A 24139-nucleotide genomic window follows, 5' to 3' on the forward strand; every position below is an offset into this window, starting at 1 on the left:
CCGCCCTCGTTTGGCCAGGTCACGCAGCCTTTCCCGGTCCTCCACGGCCACACCGTAGAGGGTGAGCAGCCGGTCCAGGTCAGGCTCGCTGATCCGAACCCGTCGCCGCTGATGTCGGCGAAGTAGACGGCGTTGTTGGCGTCGTTCCAGCCGTTGCCGATCCGGACGGGGTTTCCCCAGCGTACGGTGAGGTCGCTGTTGATGCCGTTGTTGTAGTAGGCGAACAGGTCGCCGTTGGTGTCTTTGCGGATGACTTCGGCGTGTCCGTCGCCGCTGATGTCGGCGAAGTAGACGGCGTTGTCGGGGTCGTTCCAGCCGTTGCCGATCTGGACCGGGCTTCCCCACCGCACCGTCAGGTCGCCGTTGATGCCGTTGTTGTAGGACGCGTACAGATTCCCGTCCCGCTTGCGGACGATCTCGGCGTGACGGTCACCGGACAGCGAGTCCCCGCGACGCTGCCACAGGGCGGCGGCGATCCGTGCCCCGTCGGCCGCCTCCGGCTGGTAGCGCTCCGGGTAGGCGGACACCTGGACGCGCTGGCAGACGACACCGACGGCCGCGTTCTGCCAACTGCCGTTGGGGTAGAGCTGGATCATCTTGTTGAGGAACGCGTTCGTCGCCCAGGCCGGGTTGAGCCGTTGCTCGCGGGTACCCCAGGAGGCCCGCTGCTGGAACAGGCCGAGACTGTCGTGGTCGTACTCGTACGAGATGTTCTCGATCGTGCTCTCCGGGATCGTCGTGGTGACCGCGATGGTGGCGGCGTGCTGCGGCAGGCCGCGGGCCCGGACCGCCTGGACGACCATGCGGGCGCAGGAGATCTTGTAGCCGGTGAGCCGGTTCCTCATCTGGCCGGTGAGCTGTGGGTTCAACTGGCCGGCCAGTGCGGTGTCGCGGCTGGTGACGCCGGCCGGGTCACACGGCACGGTGACCCAGGCGTGCGCCGGCGCCGAGGTGGACGCGAGGACACCGGTGGTGACGAGGACGGTGGTGGCGAGCGCGAGCATGCGCTGAGTGAGTGTCCGCATGGCGGTCATCCGACGTAGATCGAGGTGTCGGGCATGTCCCAGCCGGTGCCCACGGTCGTCGGGGCGCCCCAGGTCACCTTCATGTCCCCGGTGATGCCGTTGTTGTAGCGGACCACCAGATCGGTGCCCTGTTTGGTGACGCGGTCGGCGCGGGTGTCGCCGTTGAGGTCGCCGAAGTAGACGGAGGTGTCCGGCACGGTCAGGCCCGAGTCGATCTCGATCGGCCCGTTCCATCTGACGGTCATGTCGCTGTTGATGCCGTTGTTGTAGTAGGCGAACAACTTGCCGCCGTCCTTGCGGAGGGCTTCGGCGTACCCGTCCCCGGAGATGTCGGCGAACTGGATGGCGTTGCCGTCGGCCGGCCAGCCGATGCCGATCCGTACCGGGCTGCCCCACGCCACCGAGCCGGTGCCGTGCACGCCGTGGTTGTAGTAGGCGAACAGGTCGCCGTTGGGGTCCTTGCGGATCGCCTCGGCGTACCCGTCTCCGGTGAGGTCGGCGAAGTAGACCGAGTCGTCGGCCATCGTCCAGCCCACGCCGATCTGCTTCGGCCCGGTCCAGCGGACCGTCAGGGAACCGGTGACCCCGTGGTTGTAGTAGGCGAACAGGGCGCCGGCCGAGTCCTTGCGGATGGCGTCGGTCTGTCCGTTGCCGTCCAGGTCGGCGAAGTAGACGGCGCCGTCGGGGTCGTTCCAGCCGTTGCCGATCTTGACGGCGCCGCTCCACGCGACCGCGCCGGCGTTGTTGACGCCGTTGTTGTAGTAGGCGAACAGGTCGCCCGCGGCGTCCTTGCGGATCAGTTCGGCGTGGCCGTCGGCGGACAGCGAGTCGCGGTTGGTGGCGGCCAGGTTGGTACGCCGGATCGGGGTGTACGACGCCAGGTCGGCCGCGCTGTTGAAGCCCTGGTTGCCGCGGTTGCTGCCGGCCCACGGGTTCTGCACGGTCTCGCCGTCGGTGTTGAACGAGTAGACGTACGCGCCCTGGTTGTGATCGCCGGAGTTCTTCCAGTGCGAGAACAGCTCCATGTGGCCGTTGCGGACGATCGCGTCGCCCGGGGCCAGTTGGTCGCGGCTGGCGAGGCGGGTCCAGTACTGTGACGTGCCCTGGAAGTCACCGGTGACGTAGCTGGTGCCCAGGTGCCAGGCCATCGACACCAGGCCCGAGCAGTCCCGCCGGTAGGTCTTGTCGCCTTCGGGGTCACGGAACCAGGTGCCGGTCTGGGTGTAGGTGATTCCCGAGTCCACCCAGTACTGGGCCCTGGCGAGCACCTCGCTCCGGCCGATCGGGCCGTTGGTGACGGACGCGTGGGCGACGGCCGGGGCGGCGAGAGCGCCGGTGGCCGCGAGGGCGAGCGTGAGGAACCGCGCGGTGTGACGAGGCATGGTCGGATACCTGCTTTCGATCGGAAGGGAATTGACAGCCATCGCTACTGGCGACGGGGCAAAGCCGCGCATAGGGTGATCTGAGGCAGCAAAGGATCATGTGAGGAGCCATCGGCGGCCTCACTGACATACGGGGTGTGAGGTGCTCGTTTCTTCGGGCGGTCCCTTTCCCGGCTTCCGGCCGGACGTCTTGACTGGCAAGACCTTCGCGCGGCGGGCGGGAACGAACCTTGACCGATCCTTGAAGGCAGGGGCGCCCGCATGATCGAGTTCCGGTTGCTGGGTGAGGTTCAGCTGTGGGTGTCCGGCCGCGCGATCGCCCCGGGCCCGCTCAAACAGCGGACCGTGCTGGCCGCGCTGCTCGTCGACGCGGGCAGCACGGTGCCGACCGACACCCTCATCGACCGGGTGTGGGACGAGGCGCCGCCGGCCGAGGCACGCAACGTGCTGTACACCTACCTGGCCCGGCTGCGCCGGATCCTGCTCACCGCGTCCCCCGACGCGCCGGCGCCGCGGCGCAAACCCGGCGGATACCTGTTCGACGTCGACCCGGACCTGGTCGACCTGCACCTGATGCGCAGCCTCGCCGCGCAGGCCCGCGAGCATCCGGAGGGCGATCCGGCCCGGCTGGCGCTGCTGCGCCGCGCCGTCGACCAGGTGCACGGCGAACCCCTGGCCGGGCTGAGCGGGGAGTGGGTGGACCGGCTGCGGGAGGGGGTCCGCCAGCAGATCCACGGCGTGCTCGCCGACTGGGCGGACGCGGAGACCGGCGCCGGCCGGTACGCCACGGTCGTCGACCGGCTGTCCCCGGTCGTCGACAGCCATCCGCTGGCCGAGCCGCTCATCCAGCGCCTGATCCGCGGCCTCCACCTCGACGGCCGCCGCACCGAAGCCCTGGAACGGTACGACCGGTCCCGCCGCCATCTCGCCGACGAGCTGGGCATCGACCCGTCCGCCGAACTCCAGCGACTGCACCAGCTGATCCTGCGCGGCACCCCGCAACCATCACCGCCGCCGAAGGCGGAACCGCCCGGCGACCCGGTGGCCGTTCCCGGACGGCAACTCCCGGTCGGCCTCGACGACTTCACCGGCTGCGAACCGGAGATCGCGCAGGTGCTCACCACTCTCGGCAGCCGGCGGGGCGAGGACGACCGCCAGGTGGTCGTGGTCACCGGACCGGGCGGCATCGGCAAGACCTCGTTCAGCGTCCACCTGGCTAACCTGCTGCGCCCGCACTACCCGGACGGCCAGATCCTGGTCGGCTCCGACGGCCGCGACGGCCACACCGGCGAACTCATCGACCGGGTGCTGCGGGCCCTCGGCGTCCCGGACGCCCACCGCCTCACCACCATCGAGGACAAGGCCGCCCGCTACCGGGCCACCATCAGCAACCGGCGCCTGCTGATCATCATCGACAACGCGGCCGGCGCCGCCGAGATCCGGCCGCTGGTGCCCGGCGTGCCGGGAACGGCGCTGATCGTCTCCAGCCGGGCCCGGCTCACCACCGTCCCCCGGGCCGAACACGTCGAACTGCGGCTGTTCTCCCGTGACGAGTCGCTCACCCTGCTGCGCCGCATCGTCGGCCCGGAACGGGTGGACCGCGAGCCGCGAGCCTCCGCCGAACTGGCCGCCGTCTGCGCCGGCCTGCCACTGGCCCTGCGGATCGTGGCAGCGCGCCTGGCCGCCCGGCCGCACTGGCGGATCACCCGTCTGCTCGACCGGATGCGCGACGAACGGCGGCGACTCGACGAGATGGCGGTCGACGGCCTCGCCGTACGCATCAGTGTCGGGGTCGGCTATGACGGGCTGCCGTCGGCCGTACGGGAGGCGTTCAGGTTCCTCGGCTTCCTCGGCTGCGCCACGTTCACCGAATGGACCGCGGCCGCCCTGTTCGGCCGATCCGTCGACGACGCCGCGGACCTGCTGGAGCAACTGTTCGACGCCCGCCTCGTCGAGATCGACGACTGCCCGGTCGACTCGGTCGTCCGCTACCGCATGCACGAGCTGGTCAGGTTGTATGCCCGCGAACGAGCCGTCGCCGAGCAGGAGCAGGCCGATCTCACCGCGGCCGTCCGGCGGACCGTCGTCGCCGCGACCGAACTCGTCGACCGGCTGGGCGAGTCCCTGCCGTTCGCGATCGCCCGCTTCCACCAGAGCATCGGCCCGGCGGACGGCGTGCACCCCAGCGTCCTGCACCCCGGCTCCGGCGGCCGCGACTGGCTCGCCACCGAAGCCGACGCGCTGGTCACCGCGGTGGTGCGGGCCGCCGAGACCGGGCTCGTCGAGGAGGCGTGCGTGCTCGCCGACGCCATGGTCTACGCCTCCTTCGGGGTGAACAACGACTTCGGCCGGTGGAACCGCGCCCACCAGGCCGCGCACACCGCCGCCCAGGCGAGCGGCAACCGGGTGGCGGAGGCGGTGATGGCCTGCGGCGTGGGCCTGCTGCGGTACAAGGAGGACCGGTTCGACGACGCGGAACGCCACTTCACCGCCGCCATCGGCCTGTTCGCCGAGGTCGGCCACGAACACGGCCACGCCGCCGCCACCAGCGGACTCGGCACCGTCCTGCGCGAGGTGGGCCGCAACCGCGAAGCCGTACCGATGCTCGAACGTGCCCTTCCGGTCCTGGAACGCGTCGGCGACCGTGCCGGCGCCGCCCACGCCACCTACTGCCTCGGCCACGCCCACCGCGAACTCGGCAACGACGACCAGGCCATGCGCTACCTGGAACGGGCGACCGAGCTGTACCGTTCGGCCGGGCACTGGCGCGGCGAGGCGATCGCCGTCCGCGGCATCGGCCTGGTCCACCGGGCCCGCGGCGACCTGGACGCCGCCGAACTGTGGTGCGCACGGGCCCACGACATGGTGCTGCACCGCGGCGATCCGCTGCTGGCCTGCTACACCACGCAGAGCCTGGCCAAGGTGTGGATCCGGCAGGGCCGTCCGGAGCGGGCCGCCGAGCCGCTGGAACGCAGCCTCCGGCTCTGCGTCGACGCGCAGGACCGGTTCGGCGCCGCGCTGGTGCGCCGCACGCTCGGCGAGATGCACCTGGCGGCCGGCCGCGTTGCCGAGGCGCTCCAAGACCTCCATCTCGCGTACGCGGTGTGGACCGAACTGCACCACGAGCTCGGCCGCGCCCGGACCCTGCGCGACATCGGCGCGGCCCACGCGCTCGACGGCGACTGCGGAGCGGCCCACCAGGCCTGGCAGTCGGCGTACGCCACCTTCAGCCGCCTCGGCCTGCGTGAGGCCGGCGAGATGTATCGATGGGCGCGCAGGTCAGGGTGCGTTTGCGACCTCGCCTGGCTGACCGGGAACGGGGCGTTCAAGGAAGATTCCAGGTTCCTGTAGGCGGCCTTTTCTAGCGTGACCACGCACCGCATCCCACGGAGGTCACCGATGAAGACTGCGAAGCCGCCGATCCTGGCCCTGACGTTCTGCCTCACCGCCTTCGCGGCGGGCTGCTCGGGCGCCCCGCCGCAGCCGTCCGCCACCGCCGCGCCGGTGGGCACCGCGCTCGCCGTCAGCCCGGCCACCACACCCACCACATCCACCACAGCGACCGCACCCGCGCCCGCCACGGAGAGCCCGGCGCCCACCGGCCCGGCCACGACGAAGACCAGGATCAAACCCGGCAAACCCGCTCCCGGTACGGCGAGCGCCCGCCCCCTGGACCCGCCGCCCCCGCCCACCGGCCCCGAGTGCGAGCCCGCCGTCCTGCTGCCGGTGGCCAGGAAGCTGGTGAACGACCCGGCCGCCGGGCTGAAGGTGGAGAAGGTCGAGGTCCCGGTCTGCCGTAACGGGTACGCCCGCGTCTTCACCGTCCCGGCCAGGACGCCCCAGCGGTTCGAGGGCGACCAGCTCTTCCTGCGCCTCGTCGACGGCGCCTGGAAACTGGTGGAGCGGGGCGCGAGCATCGACTGCGGTGACGAGGGACTCTCCCCGGCGGTCACCGAGGCGTGCACCGCGCTGGCCTGAATTGACACTAGCCTGTGCCCCATGGGGAAGGCTGAGCTGGAAGAGCTGATCGTCGCGGACGCCGCGGCCCTGCGGGCGTGGCTCGCGGAACACCACGCCACCTCGCCCGGGGTGTGGCTGGCCCTGACCCGCAAGGGCGGCACGGTCACCGCGCTGAACTGGCAGGAGGCCGTCGACGAGGGGCTGTGCGCCGGCTGGATCGACGGGCAGGCCCGCAAGCGTGACGAGCAGTCCTCGTGGATCCGGTTCACCCCGCGTACGCCGCGCAGCTCCTGGTCGCAGCGCAACGTCGCCCACGTCGCCCGGCTGGAGGCGGCGGGCCGGATGCTGCCGGCCGGCCGTGCCGCGGTGGAGGCCGCCAAGGCCGACGGCCGGTGGGCGGCCGCGTACGCCCCGCCGTCGGAGGCCGAGGTGCCGGCCGACCTGCTCGCCGCGATCGCCGCCGACCCGGCCGCGCAGGCCATGTTCGATGTGCTCACCAAATCCAACCGGTTCGCCCTGATCGTCCGGGTCAACGCGGTCAAGCGGGCCGAGACACGGCAGCGGAAGATCGGCGAGTTCGTCGCGATGCTGGCCCGGCACGAGACCGTCTACCCGCAGAAGGCGAGACCCGCGGGCGAACCCACACCGGACGTGTCCGGACCGGCGACGGGCTGACGGTTTCGCGTCGAAGGTGGTACCCGCCGGGCGTCGGATCGACCCGCCGGGTGAGGCGGATCGCCGGGCGGAAGCCGCTGGAGGTGGCGCCGGCCGGCCGACTGTTATGTCTCCCTGAGCCGAACCTTAAGGATTCCTTTGTTTTGATCTTTCGCCGCGACAGCGATGAATAGTGAGCCGGCTGCTGTAATACGAGTCAACGAGGTGAAAGCCGTGCCCACCCCAGCCAACCGGCGGACCCGGTACATTCTGACGGCGATCGGGGCTCTCGGGCTGATCGGAGCGGGTTCGGCCGCGATCGTCGCGGGAACCGGCACCAGCGATCAGGAGATCCGCCTGGCCGCGACCACCCCCGACACCGCCGCCGGCGCCTCCGCGCCGGAGGAGACCGCGGACACGCTGGAGACCGAGCCCGCCGCCTCGGCGCCGGCCAGCCCGTCGGCATCGGCATCGGCATCGGCATCCGCATCCGCGTCGGCGACGCCGTCGGCCAGCCCGTCGGCGACCGTACGCCCGAAGAAGCGGACGCCCACGACGGCGACCAGCCGGCGTACCGCGACGGTGAAGCCGACCACGACGACCAAGGCGCCGACGAGTGAGTCCACCGTGTCGTCCTCGGTGGCCTCCGAGGTGCTGCGCCTGGTCAACGCGGAGCGCAAGAGCGCCGGCTGTTCGAGCCTCAGCCGCGAGTCGCGTCTGGAGGCGGCGGCGCAGAAGCACTCCGAGCTGCAGGCCACGCAGAACACCATGTCGCACCAGCTGCCCGGGGAGGCGAGCATGGGTGACCGGGTGACCGCCGAGGGCTACCGGTGGCGTGGTGTCGCCGAGAACGTCGCCGCCGGGTACACGACCGCGGCGAGCGTGATGGACGGCTGGATGAACAGCCCCGGCCACAAGGCCAACATCCTCAACTGCGGCTACAAGGAGATCGGTGTCGGCCGGGCGAAGTCCTCGTCGGGCACTCTCTACTGGACGCAGAACTTCGCGACGCCGGCCTGACGGTCCGCCCGGCCGGCCCGGTCCTGTGTTGACGGAAAGCGAAGAGTCGCCGGACTCCCGGTGAACCTTGCCGCGTGACCGGCCGGGTGTGCCCACCCCGGCGTTAACGTTCGTTCATGCGGCTGGGCGTGCTCGATGTCGGATCCAACACCGTACATCTGCTTGTCGTCGACGCGCATCGCGGCGGTCATCCCGATCCGATGCGATCGGAGAAGACGCAGCCGCGCCTCGCCGAGCAGGTCGAGGCGGGCCGGCTGACCGAGGCGGGGGCCCGCCGGCTGGTACGCGCCGTGGCCCGCGCCAAGGCGACCGCCGCGATCGCGGGCTGCGATGAGCTGCTCGCCTTCGCGACCTCCGCGCTGCGCGACGCGGAAAACTCGGCGGCGGTCCTCGCCCGGGTGCGGGCCGAGACCGGTGTCGAGTTGCAGGTGCTGTCCGGCGAGGACGAGGCGCGCTACACCTTCCTGGCCGCCCGCCGCTGGTACGGCTGGTCCGCCGGGCGGCTGCTGGTCCTCGACATCGGCGGCGGATCCCTGGAGCTGGCGGTGGGCCGCGACGAGGACCCGGACGTGGCGCTGTCGCTGCCTCTCGGCGCCGGCCGGCTCACCCGGCAGCGGCTGCCCGGCGACCCGCCCGCGCGCCGTGACATCGAGGCGCTCACCGCGGACCTCGACGCGACCCTCGCCCCGGTCGCGCGGCGGTTGCGTGAGGCCGGACCGTACGATGTCGCCGTCGGCACGTCCAAGACGTTCCGTTCGCTGGCTCAGCTCGCCGCCGCCGCGCCATCGCACACGCTCACCGATGTGGGTTTGCGCCAGCTGTTCGCCTTCATCAGCCGGATGGCGTCGGCCGACCTGGCCGGCCTGGACGGTGTGAGCCCCGGCCGCGCCCATCAACTCGTGGCGGGCGCGCTGGTGGCCGGGGCCGCGATGCGGGCGCTGGACGTCAGGGAACTGCAGATCTGTCCGTGGGCGCTGCGGGAAGGGGTGATCCTGCACCGGCTCGACACCCTCGGAGCGCCCACCTCGTCGCAGCGGCCGTGGCCGCTCACCGACCGGCGGCCGCGACCGTTCTTGAACATCGCCCGGTGAGCCGGGTGGCTGCGGCCTCCCGTCTCGGCGCGACGTGCGGACCGGCGCCTCGTCACCTGATCGGCACCGGCTTCAGCGGTACGCCTCCAGCAGCGACAGGCACCGTGCCGGATCCTGCACGTGGGCGTTGTGGCCGAGCCCGGCGAGCGTGACCACCGGCGCGCCGAGTCGTTCGAGCTGGTCGTCGGTGTTCATCGGATCCTGTTCGCCCCGGGCCAGGCGGACCGCCGCGGTCGACCGGGTCAGCAGGCCGGGCATGTCGGGCGCTCCCACCGCGAACGCGCCCGGGTCGAGGGCGAGCCGCCACCGGCCCTGCTCCTCCCGGACGCCTTCGGTCGCCGCGGGATCGTCCACGGCGACGAGGCCGTCCAGCCCGGAGACGCGCAGATGCCGGGCGATGGCCTCCTCGCGTGTTGCGAACCAGGCGACCGGACGTTGCGACAGCGCTTTCGCGCGCGCCAGCTCCTCCTCGGTCCAGGCCACCTTGACGCCGAGGCCGACGACCGCGGCCACCGGGGCGCGTGCCGCCAGCGTCAGCGCGACCACGCCGCCCAGCGAGTGACCCAGCACGACGGTACGGTCGTCCGGCGTCAGCAGCGGGCGTACCGCCTCGGCGAAGGCGTCGAAGGTGTACTCCGGCAGCGGCGCCGACCCGCCGTGCCCCGGCAGGTCCGGCGCGATCCAGCGGCCCGGCCAGGCCCGTTCCAGCGGTTCGGCCCAGCGGGCCCAGACATCGCCGGTCGCGCCCAGTCCGTGTAGCAACAGCAGCAGGGGGCCGCCTCGGCCACCGCCGCGAAACCGCAGACTCGTTCCCATGCCGGGAGTCTGCCATCGGGAGGCCCGCTGGTGGGGTCACCGGCGAGTCGCCGCCCGGGCGGTCCGGCCCGGTGGGTGGTCTCCACACGGAGGCACACCGGCACGACGGAACGGGCCGGTGTGGCTCCGGGAGGCACCGGGAGACGGGTGTGCCCGCAGGCCGCCGCCTGCGGGCACCCGGGCGCGACGGCTACTGGCCGCCGGAGCGGATCTCGCTGGTCTTGAGTACGCGGGGGATGAACAGTGTGATCACCAGCGCGACCGCGACGAGCCCGGCGGCGAGCAGGTACGCGTTGCGGAAGCTGGCGTCACTGTAGAACTGGGTGCCCTGCATGACGACGCCGGAGCGGGCCATCACCACGAAGAGCAGCTGGGTGGTGACCGCGTTGATCAGGTTGTTGATCAGGATGTTGGTGCCGTTGGCCATGCCCTGTTCCTCGGGGCTGACGCTGCCGAGGATGAGCAGTGGGACGGCCCCGACGGCGAGGCCGCTGCCGAGGCCGAAGATGATCGCGGAGACGGCGATCTGCCACTCGTTGTGGTGCAGGAACGCATAGCTGAGCAGACCCAGGGTGGTGATGGCGGCGCCGGCCTCGCCGTCGACGTCGAGGTCCCCGACGGTGTCACCGCCCGCCTCGACCTGCCCGGCGCGGAGATCGAGGAGGTCGGGCCCGGAAGCCACCACCGCCTGCTGCCGGACCAGCACCCGCGCCGGTGAGCACCGAGCCCGAGCCTCCGGCCGGGAGGCGCAGCGGGTGATCGCGGGACGCGGCTTGTCACGCCTTCGCCGGCGCGACCCGCATGTCACGATGGCGCGGTGCGATCCGACGACCGGCCCAGCGGGTGCGCCGGTGCTCGTTCGCGCCGCCCACGATCTCCGGGTACGGCGAACGCGTGCTGCCGCGGCCCGGGGAGCCGGTTCGGAACGCCCGCCCGCCTTCCGCGCCGATCACCGGCCCGGCACCGAAGCCGAGCGTGCCCGCCTCGATGGAGTCCGGGCCGGCCGGGCGGGTGCCCGGCCGGCCGTCTCGGAAACGGAGTTGTCCGGCGATGGCCCGTCATGCCGATCTCAACATGCTGACCGCGCTGGACGCGCTGCTCACCGAGTGCAGCGTCACCCGGGCCGCCGAGCGGTTGCAGATCAGCCAGCCCGCGATGAGTTCCGCTCTGGCGCGGCTGCGCCGGCACTTCGGCGACGATCTGCTCATCCGGGTGGGGCACAGTTACCAGCTCACCCCGCTGGCCGCCCGGCTCGCCGCGCCGGCCGCCGACGCGGTCGCGTCCGCGGACAAGGTGCTCAGCGCCCAGCCCGGCTTCGACCCGGCACAGTCCCGGCGCACCTTCACCGTGATCATGTCGGACTACGCGGTGACCGTCCTGGGCGGCGCCGTGGCCGCGCTGATCGACCGGCAGGCGCCACACGTGCGCCTGCACGTCCAGCCGACCACCCGGCAGAACGTCGATCAGGCGGCGGAGGAGTTGCGCGAGGCCGATCTGCTGGTGCTGCCGCACGGCATCGTCTCCGGGCTGCCGCACCGCAATCTGTACCAGGACGAGTGGGCCTGCCTGGTGGACGCCTCCGCGGACACCGAGCTGACCGTCGAGGACCTGGCCCGCCGGTCCTGGGTGCTGACCTACCACGACGGTACGGCGATCACCACCGCCGCCCGTGAGCTGCGCACCCACGGCATCGAACTGGACGCCCGTATCGTCGTCGAGAGCTACACCGTGCTGCCGGCCCTGATCGCCGGCACCGAGCGGGTGGCGCTCGTGCAGCGGCAGCTCGGCGCCGCGATGGCCGAGACCGGCCGGGTACGGATGGTGGAGTGCCCGTTTCCGACGGCGCCGGTCGTCGAGGCGATGTGGTGGCATCCGGGACACGGCGACGACCCCGCCCACCGGTGGCTGCGCCGGTGTTTCGCCGACGCGGCGATCCAGGTTCAGCAGTGACCGGCCGCCCCTTTTTTCACGCGCCGCTGGACTGCCGGACCACCAGGTCCGGCTGGAACACCACCTGCCGGTGCCGGTGCTGCCCGGCCGAGGCGATCTCCTCGAACAGCAGGTCGGCCGCGACCCGGCCCAGTTCGGCGCGCGGCTGGCGTACCGAGGTCAGCGGCACGGCGGCCGCGGCCGCGTAGTCGATGTCGTCGTAGCCGACGATGGCCAGGTCCCCGGGAACACGCAGACCCCGGCGGGTGACCGCCTGCAGCACGCCGAGAGCCAGCAGGTCGTTGGCGCAGAAGACGGCCCGTGGCCGGTCGGCGGGGTCGCGGCCGGCGATCGCGGCGCCCACCGCACGGCCCTGGGCCACGCTGACCGCCCCGGTCTCCAGGACCTCGACGGTCGCCCCGGCGGACTGCGCGACCTGCCGGGCGCCGGCGAGCCGGGCCGCCGCCTGCGGGACCGACAGGGGGCCGCCCGCGTACGCCAGCCGCCGGTGCCCCTGGTCGACGAGGTGCTGTGCGGCGAGCCGGCCGCCGGTGTGATCGTCGACGGACACGCAGCACAGGCCGTGCCGTCCGGTGCCCCGGTCGAGCAGGACGACCGGGGTGCCGCGGCGCACCAGGTCGTCGACCGCCGCGTCCGCCCGGCGTACCGGGCTGACCAGCACGCCCTGCACGCGCTGGATCTCCAGCCGGCCGAAGTAGCGCTGTTCGCGTTCCACCGACTCGCCGCTGTTGTAGAGCATCACCACGACGTCTCGCTGGTCGGCGATCTGCTCGGCGCCCCGGGTGACGTCGGCGAAGAACGGATTGGTGACGTCCGGGACGATCAGGCCGATGGTGCGGCTGCGCCCGGCGGCCAGGGACCGGGCCGCCTCGTTGGGCAGGTAGCCGAGTTCGGCGATCGCGGCGAGGACCCGCTGCCGGGTCTTGACGGCGACGGCCTGCGGCCGGTTGAGCACATTGCTCACGGTGCCGGCCGACACTCCCGCGTGGGCGGCGACGTCCTCGATTCTCGCCATCGGCAGAGGGTATGTCAGACGCTTCAACGCACGGCCGCCCGGGGTGGTCTCCGCGTCGATGGTTTGTCACGGCTTCGTTTCCGCCGTGTTGAACCGTTCCAAACGCTGTAGTCGCACGTGAGCACGGTGTATCCAACCGGTCAATGGTGAGTATCAGGGTGACGATGTTGACGGTCCATGGCCACCATCCGAAGCTTTAGACGCTTCAAAGCGAAGGCATCCCCGCGGTCGTCTAGGAGGACCTGTGGCACGCATAAACCGACGGACCCGTCCCGCCCACGTTGCGGCGGCGCTGAGCGCGCTCGCGCTCGTCGTCAGCACCGCGGCCTGCGGCGGCGGAGACGACAGCGGCTCCGGCACCACGCCGGCGAAGAACTTCACCTTCCTCGCCATCAACGAGAACACCACCGTCCCGGCCACCTTGACCACGCTCAGCCAGAAGGAGTGCGCCACCCAGAACACCGCACAGCCGCTGGAGATCAAGAAGCAGGCCCAGAGCAGCCTCGACCAGCAACTGCAGCTGCTCGCCGGGCAGGGCGCCCTGCCACAGACCTTCATCGCCGCGAACGCGCCGTCGCTGACCAAGCAGCTCGCCGACAGCGGCTCGATCCTGGACACCGCCCCCGTTGCCGCCGGTGTCCTGCCGGCCGCGACGTCCACCATCACGTCGCTCTACGACGGCCGGCAGCTGGTGCTGCCGACCGAACTCAACATCGAGGGCATCTGGTACAACAAGAAGCTGCTCGCCGACAACGGCATCACCACGCCCGCCACCTGGGAAGAGCTCGTCGCCGCGTTCGCCGAGCTGCACGGCGCCGGCATCCAGCCGATCTCGCAGGCGGGCAAGGGCGGCGACGGCTGGGGCGTCACCCGGTGGGTCGGCAACTACCTCCTGCGCCAACAGGGCCCGGACGCGCTGAAGAAGGTCGCCGACGGCCAGGCCAAGCTCACCGACCCGCAGTACGTGGCCGCCGCCGACGCGATCGCGAACCTCGGCAAGGCCGGCTACTTCGGCAAGTCGCCGACGTCGATCGACTACGCCACCGCCCTGAACACCTTCCTCACCGGCAAGGCCGCCTTCATCTACATGGGCTCCTGGGCGCTGTCGGACTTCAACGACACCACCAAGAACCAGATCGGCGCCGACAACATCGGCTTCCTCAAGTTCCCGGCCGTCGCGGGCGGCGCCGGCACGGCCGACCAGATGCCGGCCAACGTCGGCACCGCCGTCGCGGTGTCCAAGAAGGCGTACGACAGCGACCCGAACACCCAGGCCTGGGTCAAGTGCATCGTCGAGAACTACGGCACGGTCGCGCTGCGCGACTCCAACCAGATCACCGGGTTCGCCACCGACGGCAGCGTCGAGGTCCCGCCGTTGACCAAGCAGATCCAGGACGAGATCGGCAAGGTGCGGACCAGCGTCCTGTGGTTCGAGGGCTACTTCTCCGCCAAGGCCACCACGGTCAGCCAGGGCAACGGCGGCCTGCTCGCCGCCGGCCAACTGACCGGCGAGAAGTTCATGCAGACCGTCAGCGGCAACCTGAGCTGATCACCCACTCGCGGCGGCCTCGGCCACGGTCGGGGTCGCCGCGGCACGAAAGGCAAGCTGATGCACAGCATCCTGGGTGACCGGCGATCGGTCGCCATCCTGCTCGGGCCGGCCCTGCTGGTCTACTCCCTCATCATGCTGGTGCCGATGCTGTGGTCGCTCGGCTACACCTTCTTCACCGGCAGCGTCATCACCGGCTTCACCTTCACCGGCCTCGACAACTTCGGCAAACTCCTGGACGACCCGGCCCTGCCGGAAGCGCTCTGGTTCACCGTGAAGTACGCCGTGGTCATCACCGTCGGGCAGGTGCTCGTCGGTTACGCCCTCGCCCTGCTCTACGTGTTCTTCCTGCGCCGGGCCGGCTCGATCGTACGCACGCTGGTGTTCTTCCCGGTCATCCTGCCGACCGTCGCCGTCGCCCTGCTGTTTCAGAAGTTCTTCGAGTACGCGCCGCAGACCGGCCCGGTCAACGCGCTGCTCGAGGCGTTCGGCGGCAGCGGCGTCGACTGGTTCAGCACCCCCGGCAGCGCGTTCTTCGTCGTCGCGCTGATGGACATCTGGCGGTCGATGGGCTTCTACGCCGTGCTGCTCTACGCCGGCCTGCTCGACATCCCGGACGAGATCATGGAGGCCGCCGCGATCGACGGCGCCACCACCCGGCGGCTGATCCGCAGCATCATCGTGCCGCTGTCACTGCCGGTGCTCGTCTCCTCGCTGGTGTTCAGCATCAACGGCACCCTGAAAGCGTTCGACTCGATCTACGCCCTCACCGGCGGGGGACCGGGCAGCGCCACCACACCGCTGACGCTGTACATGTACCAGACGTCGTTCGCCTACGGCGACTACGGCTACGGCTCGACGATCGCGCTCACGCTGACCGTGCTGTGCCTGCTGGTCACCGTCTTCATCTTCCGCGGCACCCGCCGCGACACCGGGCTGGGGTGACCATGGCACTGACCGCCGACCGACCGATCGCGACCGTACGGCCCGCCGCCCACCGGCAGCCCGAACGCCGCCGCAGCCTGGGGCGCACCCTACGGCGGCTGCCCGGCCACGCCGCCGTGGCCCTGCTGCTCGCCGTCGTCACGTACCCGCTGATCTGGCTCTTTCTCGGATCCTTCAAGACGCAGGACGAGTTCCTCAACAACCCGACCACCTCGTTGCCGGACAGCTTCACCAACTTCGCCAACTACAGCCAGGCCTGGTCGTCGGTGGCGATCTACCTGCAGAACTCGCTGCTCACCGTGCTGCCCGCGCTCGCGCTGATCATCGCCTTCGGTACCGCCGCCGGGTTCGCCCTGGAAGTGCTGGTGTGGAAGGGCCGGCAGAGCACGCTCCTGCTGTTCCTCGCCGGGATCATGATCCCCGGGCAGATGATCCTGCTGCCGCTGTTCACCGTCTACTTCCGGCTGCACCTCACCGGCACGCTGTGGCCGCTGATCATCACCTACACCGCGACCGGGCTGCCGCTGACCGTCTTCATGATGGCCACCTACTTCCGGGCCATCCCGAAGACCGTCTTCGAGGCCGCCACCATGGACGGCGCGAGCATCATCCGCTCGTTCGTCTCCATCGGCTTCCCGATGATGCGCAACTCGGTGCTCACCATCGCCCTGGTGCAGTTCTTCTTCCTCTGGAACGACCTGCTCATCGCGCTCACCTTCACCACCGACGACGCCCAGCGCACCGTCCAGGTCGGCCTGCTCAACTTCACCGGCCGGTTCGGCGTCGTCGAGTACGGGCCCACCTTCGCCGCCATCTGCATCAACGTGCTGCTGATCCTGGCCATCTACGTCTTCCTCAACCAGCGAGTCATGCGCGGCCTGGCAGCCGGCGCGGTGAAGGGCTGAACCGATGTCCGCACCGAACGGCACGGGCACGCGCGTCAGCGCGCCCCGCATCGAACACCACGACCGGCCCCTCGGCGTCGGCGAGCGCACCCCGCGCCTGTCCTGGCAGGTGGCGACAGCCACGCCCGGCTGGCGCCAGCAGGCCTACGAGATCCAGATCAACGGGCACGGCAGCGGCCGCGTCGAATCCGCCGACAGCGTCCTGGTCCCGTGGCCCGGCCCGGCACTGACCTCCCGCGAACAGGCGACAGTGCGGGTACGGGTCTGGGCCGCCGGCGAACCCGGCCCGACCCCGTGGAGCGACCCCACCACCGTCGAGACCGGCCTGCTGGAACCAGGCGACTGGACCGGCGTCTTCGTCGGCTCCACCGACGACACCCCGGGAGACCGGCGGCCCGTGCTTCTGCGCCGCGATCTCACCGTCCGCGACGGGCTCGTCCAAGCCCGGGTGTACGCGACCGCGTGCGGCCTCTACGAGCTGGAGATCAACGGCGGCCGGGCGGGCGACGACGTGCTCGCGCCCGGCTGGACCAGCTACCACCACCGGCTGTTCTACCAGACCCACGACGTGACCGCCCTGCTGCGGCCCGGGGCCAACACGATCGGCGCCTGGCTGGCCGACGGCTGGTGGCGCGGCCGATACGGCTGGAACCGGGTCGGCGAACGCTACGGCGCCGACACCGCCCTGCTCGCCCAGCTCGAACTGCGCTACGCCGACGGCAGTGTCGAGCGGGTCGTCACCGACGGCGACTGGACCTGGGCGTACGGGCCGATCCTGCGGTCCGGCATCTACGACGGCGAGCACCACGACGCGCGTGCCGAGGTGGGCGGGTGGCAGCGCGTACAGAAGAAGAACGTGACAGCCGGTGAGCTGATCGCGCCCGCCGGACCACCGGTGCGCCGCATCAGGACACTGCCGCCGCGCAGCGTCACCCGCCTCGGCGACGGCACCCACCTGCTCGACTTCGGGCAGAACCTGGCCGGACGGCTGCGCATCACCGTCACCGGCCCGGCCGGCACCGAGATCGGCATCCGGCACGCCGAGGTCCTGGAGAACGGGCGGCTCTGCACCCGGCACCTCCGCACCGCGGACGCCCACGACGTCTACGTGCTCGCCGGTGGCGGCGCCGAGACCTGGGAGCCGCGGTTCACCTACCACGGCTTCCGGTACGCGGAGATCACCGGCTGGCCCGGCGACCCCGGCCCGGCCGACGTCGTCGCGGTCGTCTGCCACGACGACATGGCCGAGACCGGCACGTTCGCCTGTTCGGACCCGCTGCTCGAACGGCTCCACGAGAACGTGCGCTGGAGCATGCGCGGCAACTTCGTCTCGGTGCCGACCGACTGCCCGCAACGCGACGAACGCCTCGGCTGGACCGGCGACCTGCAAGTCTTCGCACCCACCGCGGCGTTCCTCCACGACGTGACCGGCGGCATCGCCGACTGGCTCGCCGACGTCTCCGCCGAAACCGGCGACGACGGGCTCGTCCCGCTCTACGTCCCGCAAATCGAGACGCCGTTCCCACAATTCCACTGCGCGGTGTGGGGCGACGTCACCACCGTCGTGCCGCTCGTGCTGTACGACCGGGCCGGCGACCTCGGGCCGGTGCTGCGCGGCTACGACACCGCCCGCGCCTGGGTCGACGGCTGCCGCCGGCTGCTCAACGACCGCGACGTCATCGCCGAAGGGCTCCAACTCGGCGACTGGCTCGACCCGGCCGCCCCGCCGGACCGGCCGCAGCAGGCGCGTACCGACCCGTACCTGGTGGCCACCGCCTATGTGGCCCACTCGGCCCGGCTGCTCGCCCGGCAGGCCCGGCTGATCGGCAAGGACGACGACGCCGCCCGCTTCGCCGAACTCGCCGACCGGGTCACCGCGGGATTCCGCCACGAGTTCGTCACCGCCGCCGGCCGTTGCGCTTCCGACACCCAGACCGCGTACGCCCTGGCACTGTGCTTCGACCTGCTCACCCCGCAACAGCGGGTCCACGCCGGGAACCGGCTCGCCGCGCTCGTCCGCGACGCGGAGTTCCGCATCGGCACCGGGTTCGCCGGAACCCCGCTCGTCCTGGACGCCCTCACCACCACCGGACACCTCGAGGAGGCCTACCGGCTGCTGCTGGAGAAGAACTGCCCGTCCTGGCTCTACCCGGTCACCATGGGCGCCACCACCGTCTGGGAACGCTGGGACGCCATGCTGCCCGACGGGAGCGTCAACCCCGGCGAGATGACGTCGTTCAACCACTACGCGCTCGGGGCGGTCGCCGACTGGCTGCACCGCACCGTCGCCGGCCTCGCACCGGCCGCGCCCGGCTACCGTGGCATCCACGTACGGCCCCGTCCGGGCGGCGGGCTCACCCGGGCGGCCGCCAGCCACCGGACGCCCTACGGCGTCGCCGCCGTCGCCTGGCGGCGCGACGGCGGCACCCTGCACGTCGACGTCACCGTCCCGCCGGGCTGCGACGCCGTCGTCGAACTCCCGGACCGGGCGCCGGTCACCGTCGGCGCCGGCCGGCACACCTTCACCGGCACACACCGGCCCGCGGCGGAGGATCCCATCGGACCTCTGCCGGCACGCGAGCATTTCTGAGGCGGTAGGCGGCTCCCGTACGCTGAGGGCCGGGAGCCGCCTACCGCGGTGAGCACAGCGAACAGGTGAGGAAACGGTGGCGCGCGCAACGATCCGGGATGTCGCCCGCCTCGCCGGAGTCTCCGACGGCACCGTCAGCAACACCCTCAACCGCCCGCACCTGGTCAATCCGGAGACCCGAGACCGGGTCCGCCAGGCCATGGAGACCGTCGGCTACATTCCCAACGCCGCCGCCCGTGCCCTGCGCGTCGGCCGTACCCGCACCATCGGCCTGGTCGTCCTCGACTTCGGCAACCCGTTCTTCGCCGAGGTCGCCGCCGGCGCCGAACAGGCCGCCACCGAAGCCGGCGCCGACATCGCCCTGTTCCACACCGGCCTCGGCGAACACGCCCGCGAACAACGGCTGCTGCACCGTCTCGCCGAACGCCGCCTCGACGGCCTGATCATCACCCCCAACGACGTCGACCACCCCCTGCTGGACACCATCGAACAGGGCGGCACCCCGGTGGTCGTGCTCGCCCGCGAAGTGCCCAGCCGCCGCCGCAGCGCCGTCCGCAGCGACGACTTCGCCGGCGGCGTCCTGGCCGCACGCCACCTTCTCGCCCACGGCCACCGCCGGCTCGCCTTCGCCGGCTGGCGCCACGACGAGCGCTACCACGGCGCGGCCGAGACGGCCGCCGCCGCCGGCGCCACCCTCACCTGGATCGGCACGCCCGGAGCGGCCCTCGCCGACGGCCTCACCGCCGGCGGCCGGCTGACCGCCCTCGGCCCGGACCGGCGGCCGACCGCCGTCTTCTGCGCCAACGACCTCATCGCCGCCGGCATCATTCAGGCGGCCACCCGCAACGGCTGGCACATCCCCGGCGATCTCGCCGTCGTCGGATTCGACGACACCGACCTGGCCAGCGCCGCCAGCGCCGTCGAACTCACCAGCGTGCGCCAGCCCGCCGCCGACATCGGCGCCGCCGCCGTCCGGCTCATCCTCGGCCACACGAACCACCCGGACCAGCCGGGCGAGGACGTCGTCTTCGAACCGCGGCTGATCATCCGGGAGTCCACGGCTCAGTGAGGGGCGCGAAGCAGGCGTCGACCACGGCGGGGGAGACCTCGGCGAGGGTGGCGGGACTCCAGCGAGGACGACGGTCCTTGTCGATGATCTGGGCGCGGATGCCCTCGGCCAGGTCGGGCAGGCGCAGCAGGGCGGCCGACAACCGGTACTCCTGGTCCAGGGCCTCGTGCAGGCCGGACATCCGGGCGGCGGAACGCAGCGAACGCAGCGTCACCACCAGGGAGGTCGGTGACTTCGTCAGGATCTCCTTGGCGGCGGCCTGCGCGGCGGGCGACGGATGCGCGGTGAGCCGGTCGACGATCGCGGTCACGGAGTCGCCGGTGTAGCAGGCGTCGATCCAGGCACGGGCGTCGCCGAGGTCGCCCGGTGCCGGCGCGGTGGCCAGCGAGGCCACCACGGCGGCCGGGTCGTCCGTGGTCAGGGCGGAGCACAGGGAGTCCAGCCGGGCGGCCGGCACATGGTGGTCGGCGAGGCCGGCGGCGATGGCGTCGGCGGCCCCGACGGTGGTGCCGGTCAGGGCCAGGTGGGTGCCCAGCTCGCCGGGGGCGTGCGAGAGCAGCCACGAACCGCCGACGTCGGGGTGCAGGCCGATACCGGCCTCCGGCATCGCGAGGCGGGAACGTTCGGTGACGATCCGTACGGAGGCATGCGCGGAAAGCCCGATGCCGCCGCCCATCACCAGACCGTCCATGACGGCGACGACCGGTTTCGGGTACGCGGCGACGGCGGCGTCGAGCCGGTACTCGGCGGCGAAGAAGTCCAGCGTCGCGGTGCCGCCCGAGACCGCGTCGGCGTGCATCGCCCGCAGATCCCCGCCCGCGCACAGGCCGCGCTCGCCTGCGCCGGTGATCAGGACCGTGCCGACGTCGGCGGACCGGGCCCACACCGACAGGGTCCGGCTGAGGATCGACACCATCTCCGTCGTGAGGGCGTTGATCGCCGCCGGCCGGTTCAGGGTCAGCCGGCCGAGCCGGCCGGTCACTTCGGCGATCACTGGCGGCGCGCTCACGGATGATCCTTCCGGTCGGATGGCGTCATCCTAGAACTGTCGGCGCCGGGGTCGCGGCCGTCCGCGGAGGCCGGTCGCTGTGCCGGCCCGAAAATGCGGGCCGCAGCGGCGCGGGGTACGGCAACCCGACGGATACCGGCGCACCCCGCGGGCGAGACCCCGGCCCGGCAGTCTCTCCTGCGAGGGCGGAGCAACCGTCCCGGATGTTCTGTCGTGGAGTAGGGGACGGGTATGGCGCTCATCGTGACGGTGGAGGACGACACCGACCTGGCCGGGATGCTTGCCGCGTCACTGTCGTCGTCGGGCCACACCGTACGGGTGGCCGACAGCGGACAACATGCCCTGGAGCTTGTCGAATGGCAGTGTCCCGACCTGGTGATCATGGACCACCAGATGCCGGGCATGACCGGGCTGGAGCTGGCCCGGCAGCTGCGGGGAGGCGCTGCCACCGCCTCGGTGCCACTGATGATGTTCGCCGCCCGGCCACCGGACCAGGCGCTGGAGGTGGTGGATCGGGTGCTGCAGAAGCCGGTCAGCCTACGGACCGTCACCGCGACGGCCGAGAAGCTGCTGGCCCCGAAGCCGGACGAGGCGGCGCCCGCCGGGGCGGCGCTGACCAACCACGGCCGGATCAGGGCGGTGGGACGTCTGCTGGACCGTACCGATCCGGTCGCGGCGCGGACGCTGTCGGCGCTCGCCGCGGAGCTGGCGGCGCTGACCGGGGCACCGACGGCGGCGGTCACCCTGGTGCTGAACGATGCGGTGGCGTACGTGGCCTCGTTCGGCATGCCGGAGCCGATGGCCACGGCGGGCGGCGTTCCGGCCGAGTGGGCGCCGTGCTCACAGGTGATCAGCCGCGACGAGCCGGTGCTGATCGCCGACACCCACGCGGACCCGGCGAGCCTGAGCAACCCGGTGGTCGCACTGCTGGGCGTCCGCTCCTATGCGGGTGTCGCGCTGCACGACGCGGCCGGCATCCCGGTGGGCACGCTGTGCGTCCTGCACCACCAGCCGTTCGCCTTCACGGAGCGCACGCTGGAACAGCTTGCCGTCACGGCGGCGCACGCCAGGCTCCTGCTGCTGACCGTCGTCGACGACTGATTCCCCGGTTCCCGGCAGACCCCCGGGGCGCCGGGAAGCTCAGCCGCTCCCGGGCCGTGGTGCTGGGGGTGACGATTTCACCTCACTTGCAACCATCGGGTCGCTCGCCTTCTCGGAGGGTGGCCGATAGTCACTGCGACCTTCGCGACAGTCAGCCGCGGAGATGTTCCAGGGGAGCCGCACATGAACGCGTCAAGCCCGGTCCTCATCGACCTGCCGGCGGAACTCGGACCCGATGGGTACGCGGTGGTGTGCTCCCCGGCGCGGCTCCGGGCGGTCGCGGCGCTGCTCGATGCCGGTGATGCGATGGCGGCACAGTTGAGTGAGGTGGCGCGGCAGATCACGGCGGCGTTCGGAGTACGGGCGGCCGCCGTGAACCTGGTGCTCGCCGGGAGCGTGGCCGTGGTCGCGTCGCACGGCATGCCGGCGTCGGTCCTGGAGGCCGGCGGCCTGCCCGGCGAGTGGGGGCCCTGCACCGACGTGGTCGACACGAACGCCGCGGTGCTGATCGACGACCTCGGCGAACGCTATCCCGGCGGCCGGAACGCGGTCATGACCGTGAACGGGATCCGGGCCTACGCCGGTGTGCCGCTGCGTTTGCAGGACCAGGTCGTCGGGGCGTTGTGCGTCTTCGACGACAGGACGCGGGCGGTCACCGCCGAGATGGTCGCGGTGCTGGCCGTGATCAGCGACGACATCATGGAGATGCTGCTGCGAGCCGCCTCCGGGGACGTCCTCCGGTAGACGGTCCACCGGCGCAGGCGGCCACCGGCCGATCAGCCTTCCGGCCGTCCGGGGAGGACCCGCGCCACCGTGTCCTCGAACTCCGGCGCCGGCGTCAGCGGCCGGCGGGTGTGTCACCCGGACGCCAGGACCTTTTTCTCTACCCGGCCGAGCCGGGCTGAGGACACGGTGGAGGTGACACCCGGGTGTGATTGTCTGGGAGGCCACCATGGATTCGGCACCGGTGGAGGAACAGAGGAGCGCGGCGCCTGCGCCGCTCGGCCGGACCGCTCTCACGGTCGCGGTCTGTGTGCTGGTCGCCTGGCTGGCACTGCTCGGCTGGCTGCTGGCAAGCGTCGACGCCACGGACGCGACCTGGGAGCGAATGCTCGCTGTACTGGCCTCGCTGCAGGCGGTGGCCTTCGCCGCGGCGGGCGCCTTGTTCGGCACCTCCGTGCAGGGGCAGCGGGTGGCTGACCAGCGGCAACGCGCCGAGGCGGCGGAGGTTCGCGCCGCCGCGGGCGACGTGGCCCGCGTCAATGGCGAGAAGCTCGCTGCCGCGGTGAAGCTCGATCGCGCCCGTCGCGCCCCGAACGAACGCCAGCGACTGTCCGCCGACCATCCGGAGAATGCCGACCCGCTCCTCGACCTGGCGCAGCGGCTCTTCCCGGATTGAGGTGCGGCGATGGATGCGGTGGGCCGTCTGGTCCGGGACGGCGACGCGATCGGCACCGCCTTCGCGGTGACGGAGGACGGCCTGGCCGCGACGGTGGCCCACGTTCTCTCCGGCTGGGAGGACGCGACGTGGACCTTCGAGCCGTTCGCCGCGCCGGGCGTCTCGTTACCGGTCGACACCGGTCTGCCCCGCGATGAGGACGCCGATGTCGCCCTGGTCCACATCGGCGGCGCGGCGGTATGGTCACCCCTGCTGCTCGCCCCGCACGGTGAGGTGCTTCCCGGTGATCCGGTCCACCTGACCGGTTTCGCCGACGGCTGGGACTTCGACTCGGGCGTGGGCGAGTACGTAGGCGAGGTCGGCGCGCTGGGACGGGTCTGGGCCAAGGTCACCTGCCGGCAGGCGCAGCCGGGAATGAGCGGTGCCCCGGTCGTCGCGACCGAGCGGCAGCGGGTGATCGGATTGGTGTCCGAACGGCTGAATTCGAACGGGTGGAATCGGGACTCCGTCTTCCTGGCCCGGACCACGGATCTGGTGGCGCTGGCACCGGACCGGATCAGGCTGCGCCGCCGCCGAGAAGGTGACGATCACGCACGTCTTCGAGACACACATCCACAACGACTACGTCACCGGCGGCTACGCCCTCGCGCGGGCCACCG

21 protein-coding genes and 1 pseudogene are annotated in these 24139 nt (G+C 71.8%); 15 read left to right on the forward strand and 7 right to left on the reverse strand.

Translation table 11 applies throughout. The annotated features are described in order from the left end of the window. Both AB0I88_RS36965 and AB0I88_RS36970 read right to left on the reverse strand, forming a co-directional pair. Positions 1–1025: VCBS repeat-containing protein (locus AB0I88_RS36965; RefSeq protein ID WP_361035968.1), on the reverse strand; the 1025-nt coding region annotated here is incomplete at its 3' end. Between the two features lie 5 nt (positions 1026–1030). Next, positions 1031–2407: a hypothetical protein gene (locus tag AB0I88_RS36970; RefSeq protein ID WP_361035971.1), complete on the reverse strand. Its 1377-nt coding sequence runs from the start codon at positions 2405–2407 to the stop codon at positions 1031–1033. A gap of 261 nt (positions 2408–2668) precedes the next feature. Between AB0I88_RS36970 and AB0I88_RS36975 the strand changes: the two genes are divergently transcribed. From AB0I88_RS36975 to AB0I88_RS36985, 3 genes are read left to right on the forward strand one after another with little or no spacing between them, the layout of a single operon-like run. Next, a complete protein-coding gene (locus AB0I88_RS36975) occupies positions 2669–5758 on the forward strand; it encodes a tetratricopeptide repeat protein (RefSeq protein ID WP_361035973.1) in 3090 nt (1029 codons plus the stop codon). Positions 5759–5806: 48 nt separating this feature from the next. Continuing rightward, a complete protein-coding gene (locus AB0I88_RS36980; protein ID WP_361035976.1) occupies positions 5807–6385 on the forward strand; it encodes a hypothetical protein in 579 nt (192 codons plus the stop codon). Between the two features lie 21 nt (positions 6386–6406). After that, positions 6407–7042, forward strand: a complete 636-nt coding sequence (locus AB0I88_RS36985) for a YdeI/OmpD-associated family protein (protein ID WP_361035979.1) — start codon at positions 6407–6409, stop codon at positions 7040–7042. Between the two features lie 323 nt (positions 7043–7365). On the opposite strand, the gene AB0I88_RS36990 is transcribed toward AB0I88_RS36985, so the two are convergent. After that, on the reverse strand, positions 7366–7647 hold the full coding sequence (locus tag AB0I88_RS36990; protein ID WP_361035982.1) for a hypothetical protein: 282 nt from the start codon (positions 7645–7647) through the stop codon (positions 7366–7368). 1 nt (position 7648) lies between these two features. On the opposite strand from AB0I88_RS36990, the gene AB0I88_RS36995 reads away from it, so the two are divergent. Both AB0I88_RS36995 and AB0I88_RS37000 read left to right on the forward strand, forming a co-directional pair. Then, entirely contained in the window at positions 7649–8041 is a 393-nt protein-coding gene (locus AB0I88_RS36995; RefSeq protein WP_361035985.1) for a CAP domain-containing protein, read from the forward strand. A gap of 116 nt (positions 8042–8157) precedes the next feature. Further along, a complete protein-coding gene (locus AB0I88_RS37000; RefSeq protein ID WP_361035988.1) occupies positions 8158–9132 on the forward strand; it encodes a Ppx/GppA phosphatase family protein in 975 nt (324 codons plus the stop codon). Between the two features lie 72 nt (positions 9133–9204). On the opposite strand, the gene AB0I88_RS37005 is transcribed toward AB0I88_RS37000, so the two are convergent. Next, complete coding sequence (locus tag AB0I88_RS37005) at positions 9205–9948, reverse strand: alpha/beta fold hydrolase (protein WP_361035991.1); 744 nt, start codon at positions 9946–9948, stop codon at positions 9205–9207. Positions 9949–10138: 190 nt separating this feature from the next. Next, positions 10139–10630, reverse strand: a complete 492-nt coding sequence (locus AB0I88_RS37010; RefSeq protein ID WP_361035994.1) for a hypothetical protein — start codon at positions 10628–10630, stop codon at positions 10139–10141. A 368-nt stretch (positions 10631–10998) separates the two neighbouring features. On the opposite strand from AB0I88_RS37010, the gene AB0I88_RS37015 reads away from it, so the two are divergent. Continuing rightward, a complete protein-coding gene (locus AB0I88_RS37015; protein ID WP_361035997.1) occupies positions 10999–11898 on the forward strand; it encodes a LysR family transcriptional regulator in 900 nt (299 codons plus the stop codon). Between the two features lie 16 nt (positions 11899–11914). Here AB0I88_RS37015 and AB0I88_RS37020 read toward each other — a convergent pair whose 3' ends face one another. Next, entirely contained in the window at positions 11915–12913 is a 999-nt protein-coding gene (locus tag AB0I88_RS37020) for a LacI family DNA-binding transcriptional regulator (protein ID WP_361036000.1), read from the reverse strand. 244 nt (positions 12914–13157) lie between these two features. Between AB0I88_RS37020 and AB0I88_RS37025 the strand changes: the two genes are divergently transcribed. From AB0I88_RS37025 to AB0I88_RS37045, 5 genes are all read left to right on the forward strand, one after another. Then, positions 13158–14462 carry an extracellular solute-binding protein gene (locus tag AB0I88_RS37025; protein ID WP_361036003.1) on the forward strand — a complete coding sequence of 435 codons (1305 nt, stop codon included), beginning with the start codon at positions 13158–13160 and terminating at the stop codon, positions 14460–14462. 60 nt (positions 14463–14522) lie between these two features. Then, complete coding sequence (locus AB0I88_RS37030) at positions 14523–15407, forward strand: sugar ABC transporter permease (protein WP_361036006.1); 885 nt, start codon at positions 14523–14525, stop codon at positions 15405–15407. A 2-nt stretch (positions 15408–15409) separates the two neighbouring features. Further along, entirely contained in the window at positions 15410–16312 is a 903-nt protein-coding gene (locus AB0I88_RS37035; RefSeq protein WP_361036026.1) for a carbohydrate ABC transporter permease, read from the forward strand. Positions 16313–16316: 4 nt separating this feature from the next. Then, positions 16317–18902, forward strand: coding sequence for a family 78 glycoside hydrolase catalytic domain (locus AB0I88_RS37040; protein ID WP_361036009.1), 2586 nt, complete (start codon positions 16317–16319; stop codon positions 18900–18902). A gap of 76 nt (positions 18903–18978) precedes the next feature. Further along, positions 18979–19971, forward strand: coding sequence for a LacI family DNA-binding transcriptional regulator (locus AB0I88_RS37045; protein WP_361036012.1), 993 nt, complete (start codon positions 18979–18981; stop codon positions 19969–19971). On the opposite strand, the gene AB0I88_RS37050 is transcribed toward AB0I88_RS37045, so the two are convergent. After that, positions 19946–20980 (reverse strand): enoyl-CoA hydratase/isomerase family protein, encoded by a 1035-nt coding sequence (locus AB0I88_RS37050; RefSeq protein WP_361036015.1) that lies wholly within the window; start codon positions 20978–20980, stop codon positions 19946–19948. The two genes, AB0I88_RS37045 and AB0I88_RS37050, sit on opposite strands and share 26 nt — an antisense overlap. Before the next feature lie 231 nt (positions 20981–21211). Here AB0I88_RS37050 and AB0I88_RS37055 point away from each other — a divergent pair, with 231 nt between their 5' ends. From AB0I88_RS37055 to AB0I88_RS37070, 4 genes and pseudogenes are all read left to right on the forward strand, one after another. Then, positions 21212–22081, forward strand: a complete 870-nt coding sequence (locus tag AB0I88_RS37055) for a response regulator (protein WP_361036018.1) — start codon at positions 21212–21214, stop codon at positions 22079–22081. 183 nt (positions 22082–22264) lie between these two features. Then, a complete protein-coding gene (locus AB0I88_RS37060) occupies positions 22265–22825 on the forward strand; it encodes a GAF domain-containing protein (protein WP_361036020.1) in 561 nt (186 codons plus the stop codon). 187 nt (positions 22826–23012) lie between these two features. Continuing rightward, complete coding sequence (locus AB0I88_RS37065; RefSeq protein ID WP_361036023.1) at positions 23013–23480, forward strand: hypothetical protein; 468 nt, start codon at positions 23013–23015, stop codon at positions 23478–23480. A 9-nt stretch (positions 23481–23489) separates the two neighbouring features. Further along, a pseudogene (locus AB0I88_RS37070) lies at positions 23490–23885 on the forward strand (trypsin-like peptidase domain-containing protein); the annotation flags it as partial. Positions 23886–24139: the final 254 nt, after the last annotated feature.

The sequence above is a fragment of the Actinoplanes sp. NPDC049802 genome, assembly GCF_040656595.1.
Taxonomy (GTDB): Bacteria; Actinomycetota; Actinomycetes; order Mycobacteriales; family Micromonosporaceae; genus Actinoplanes.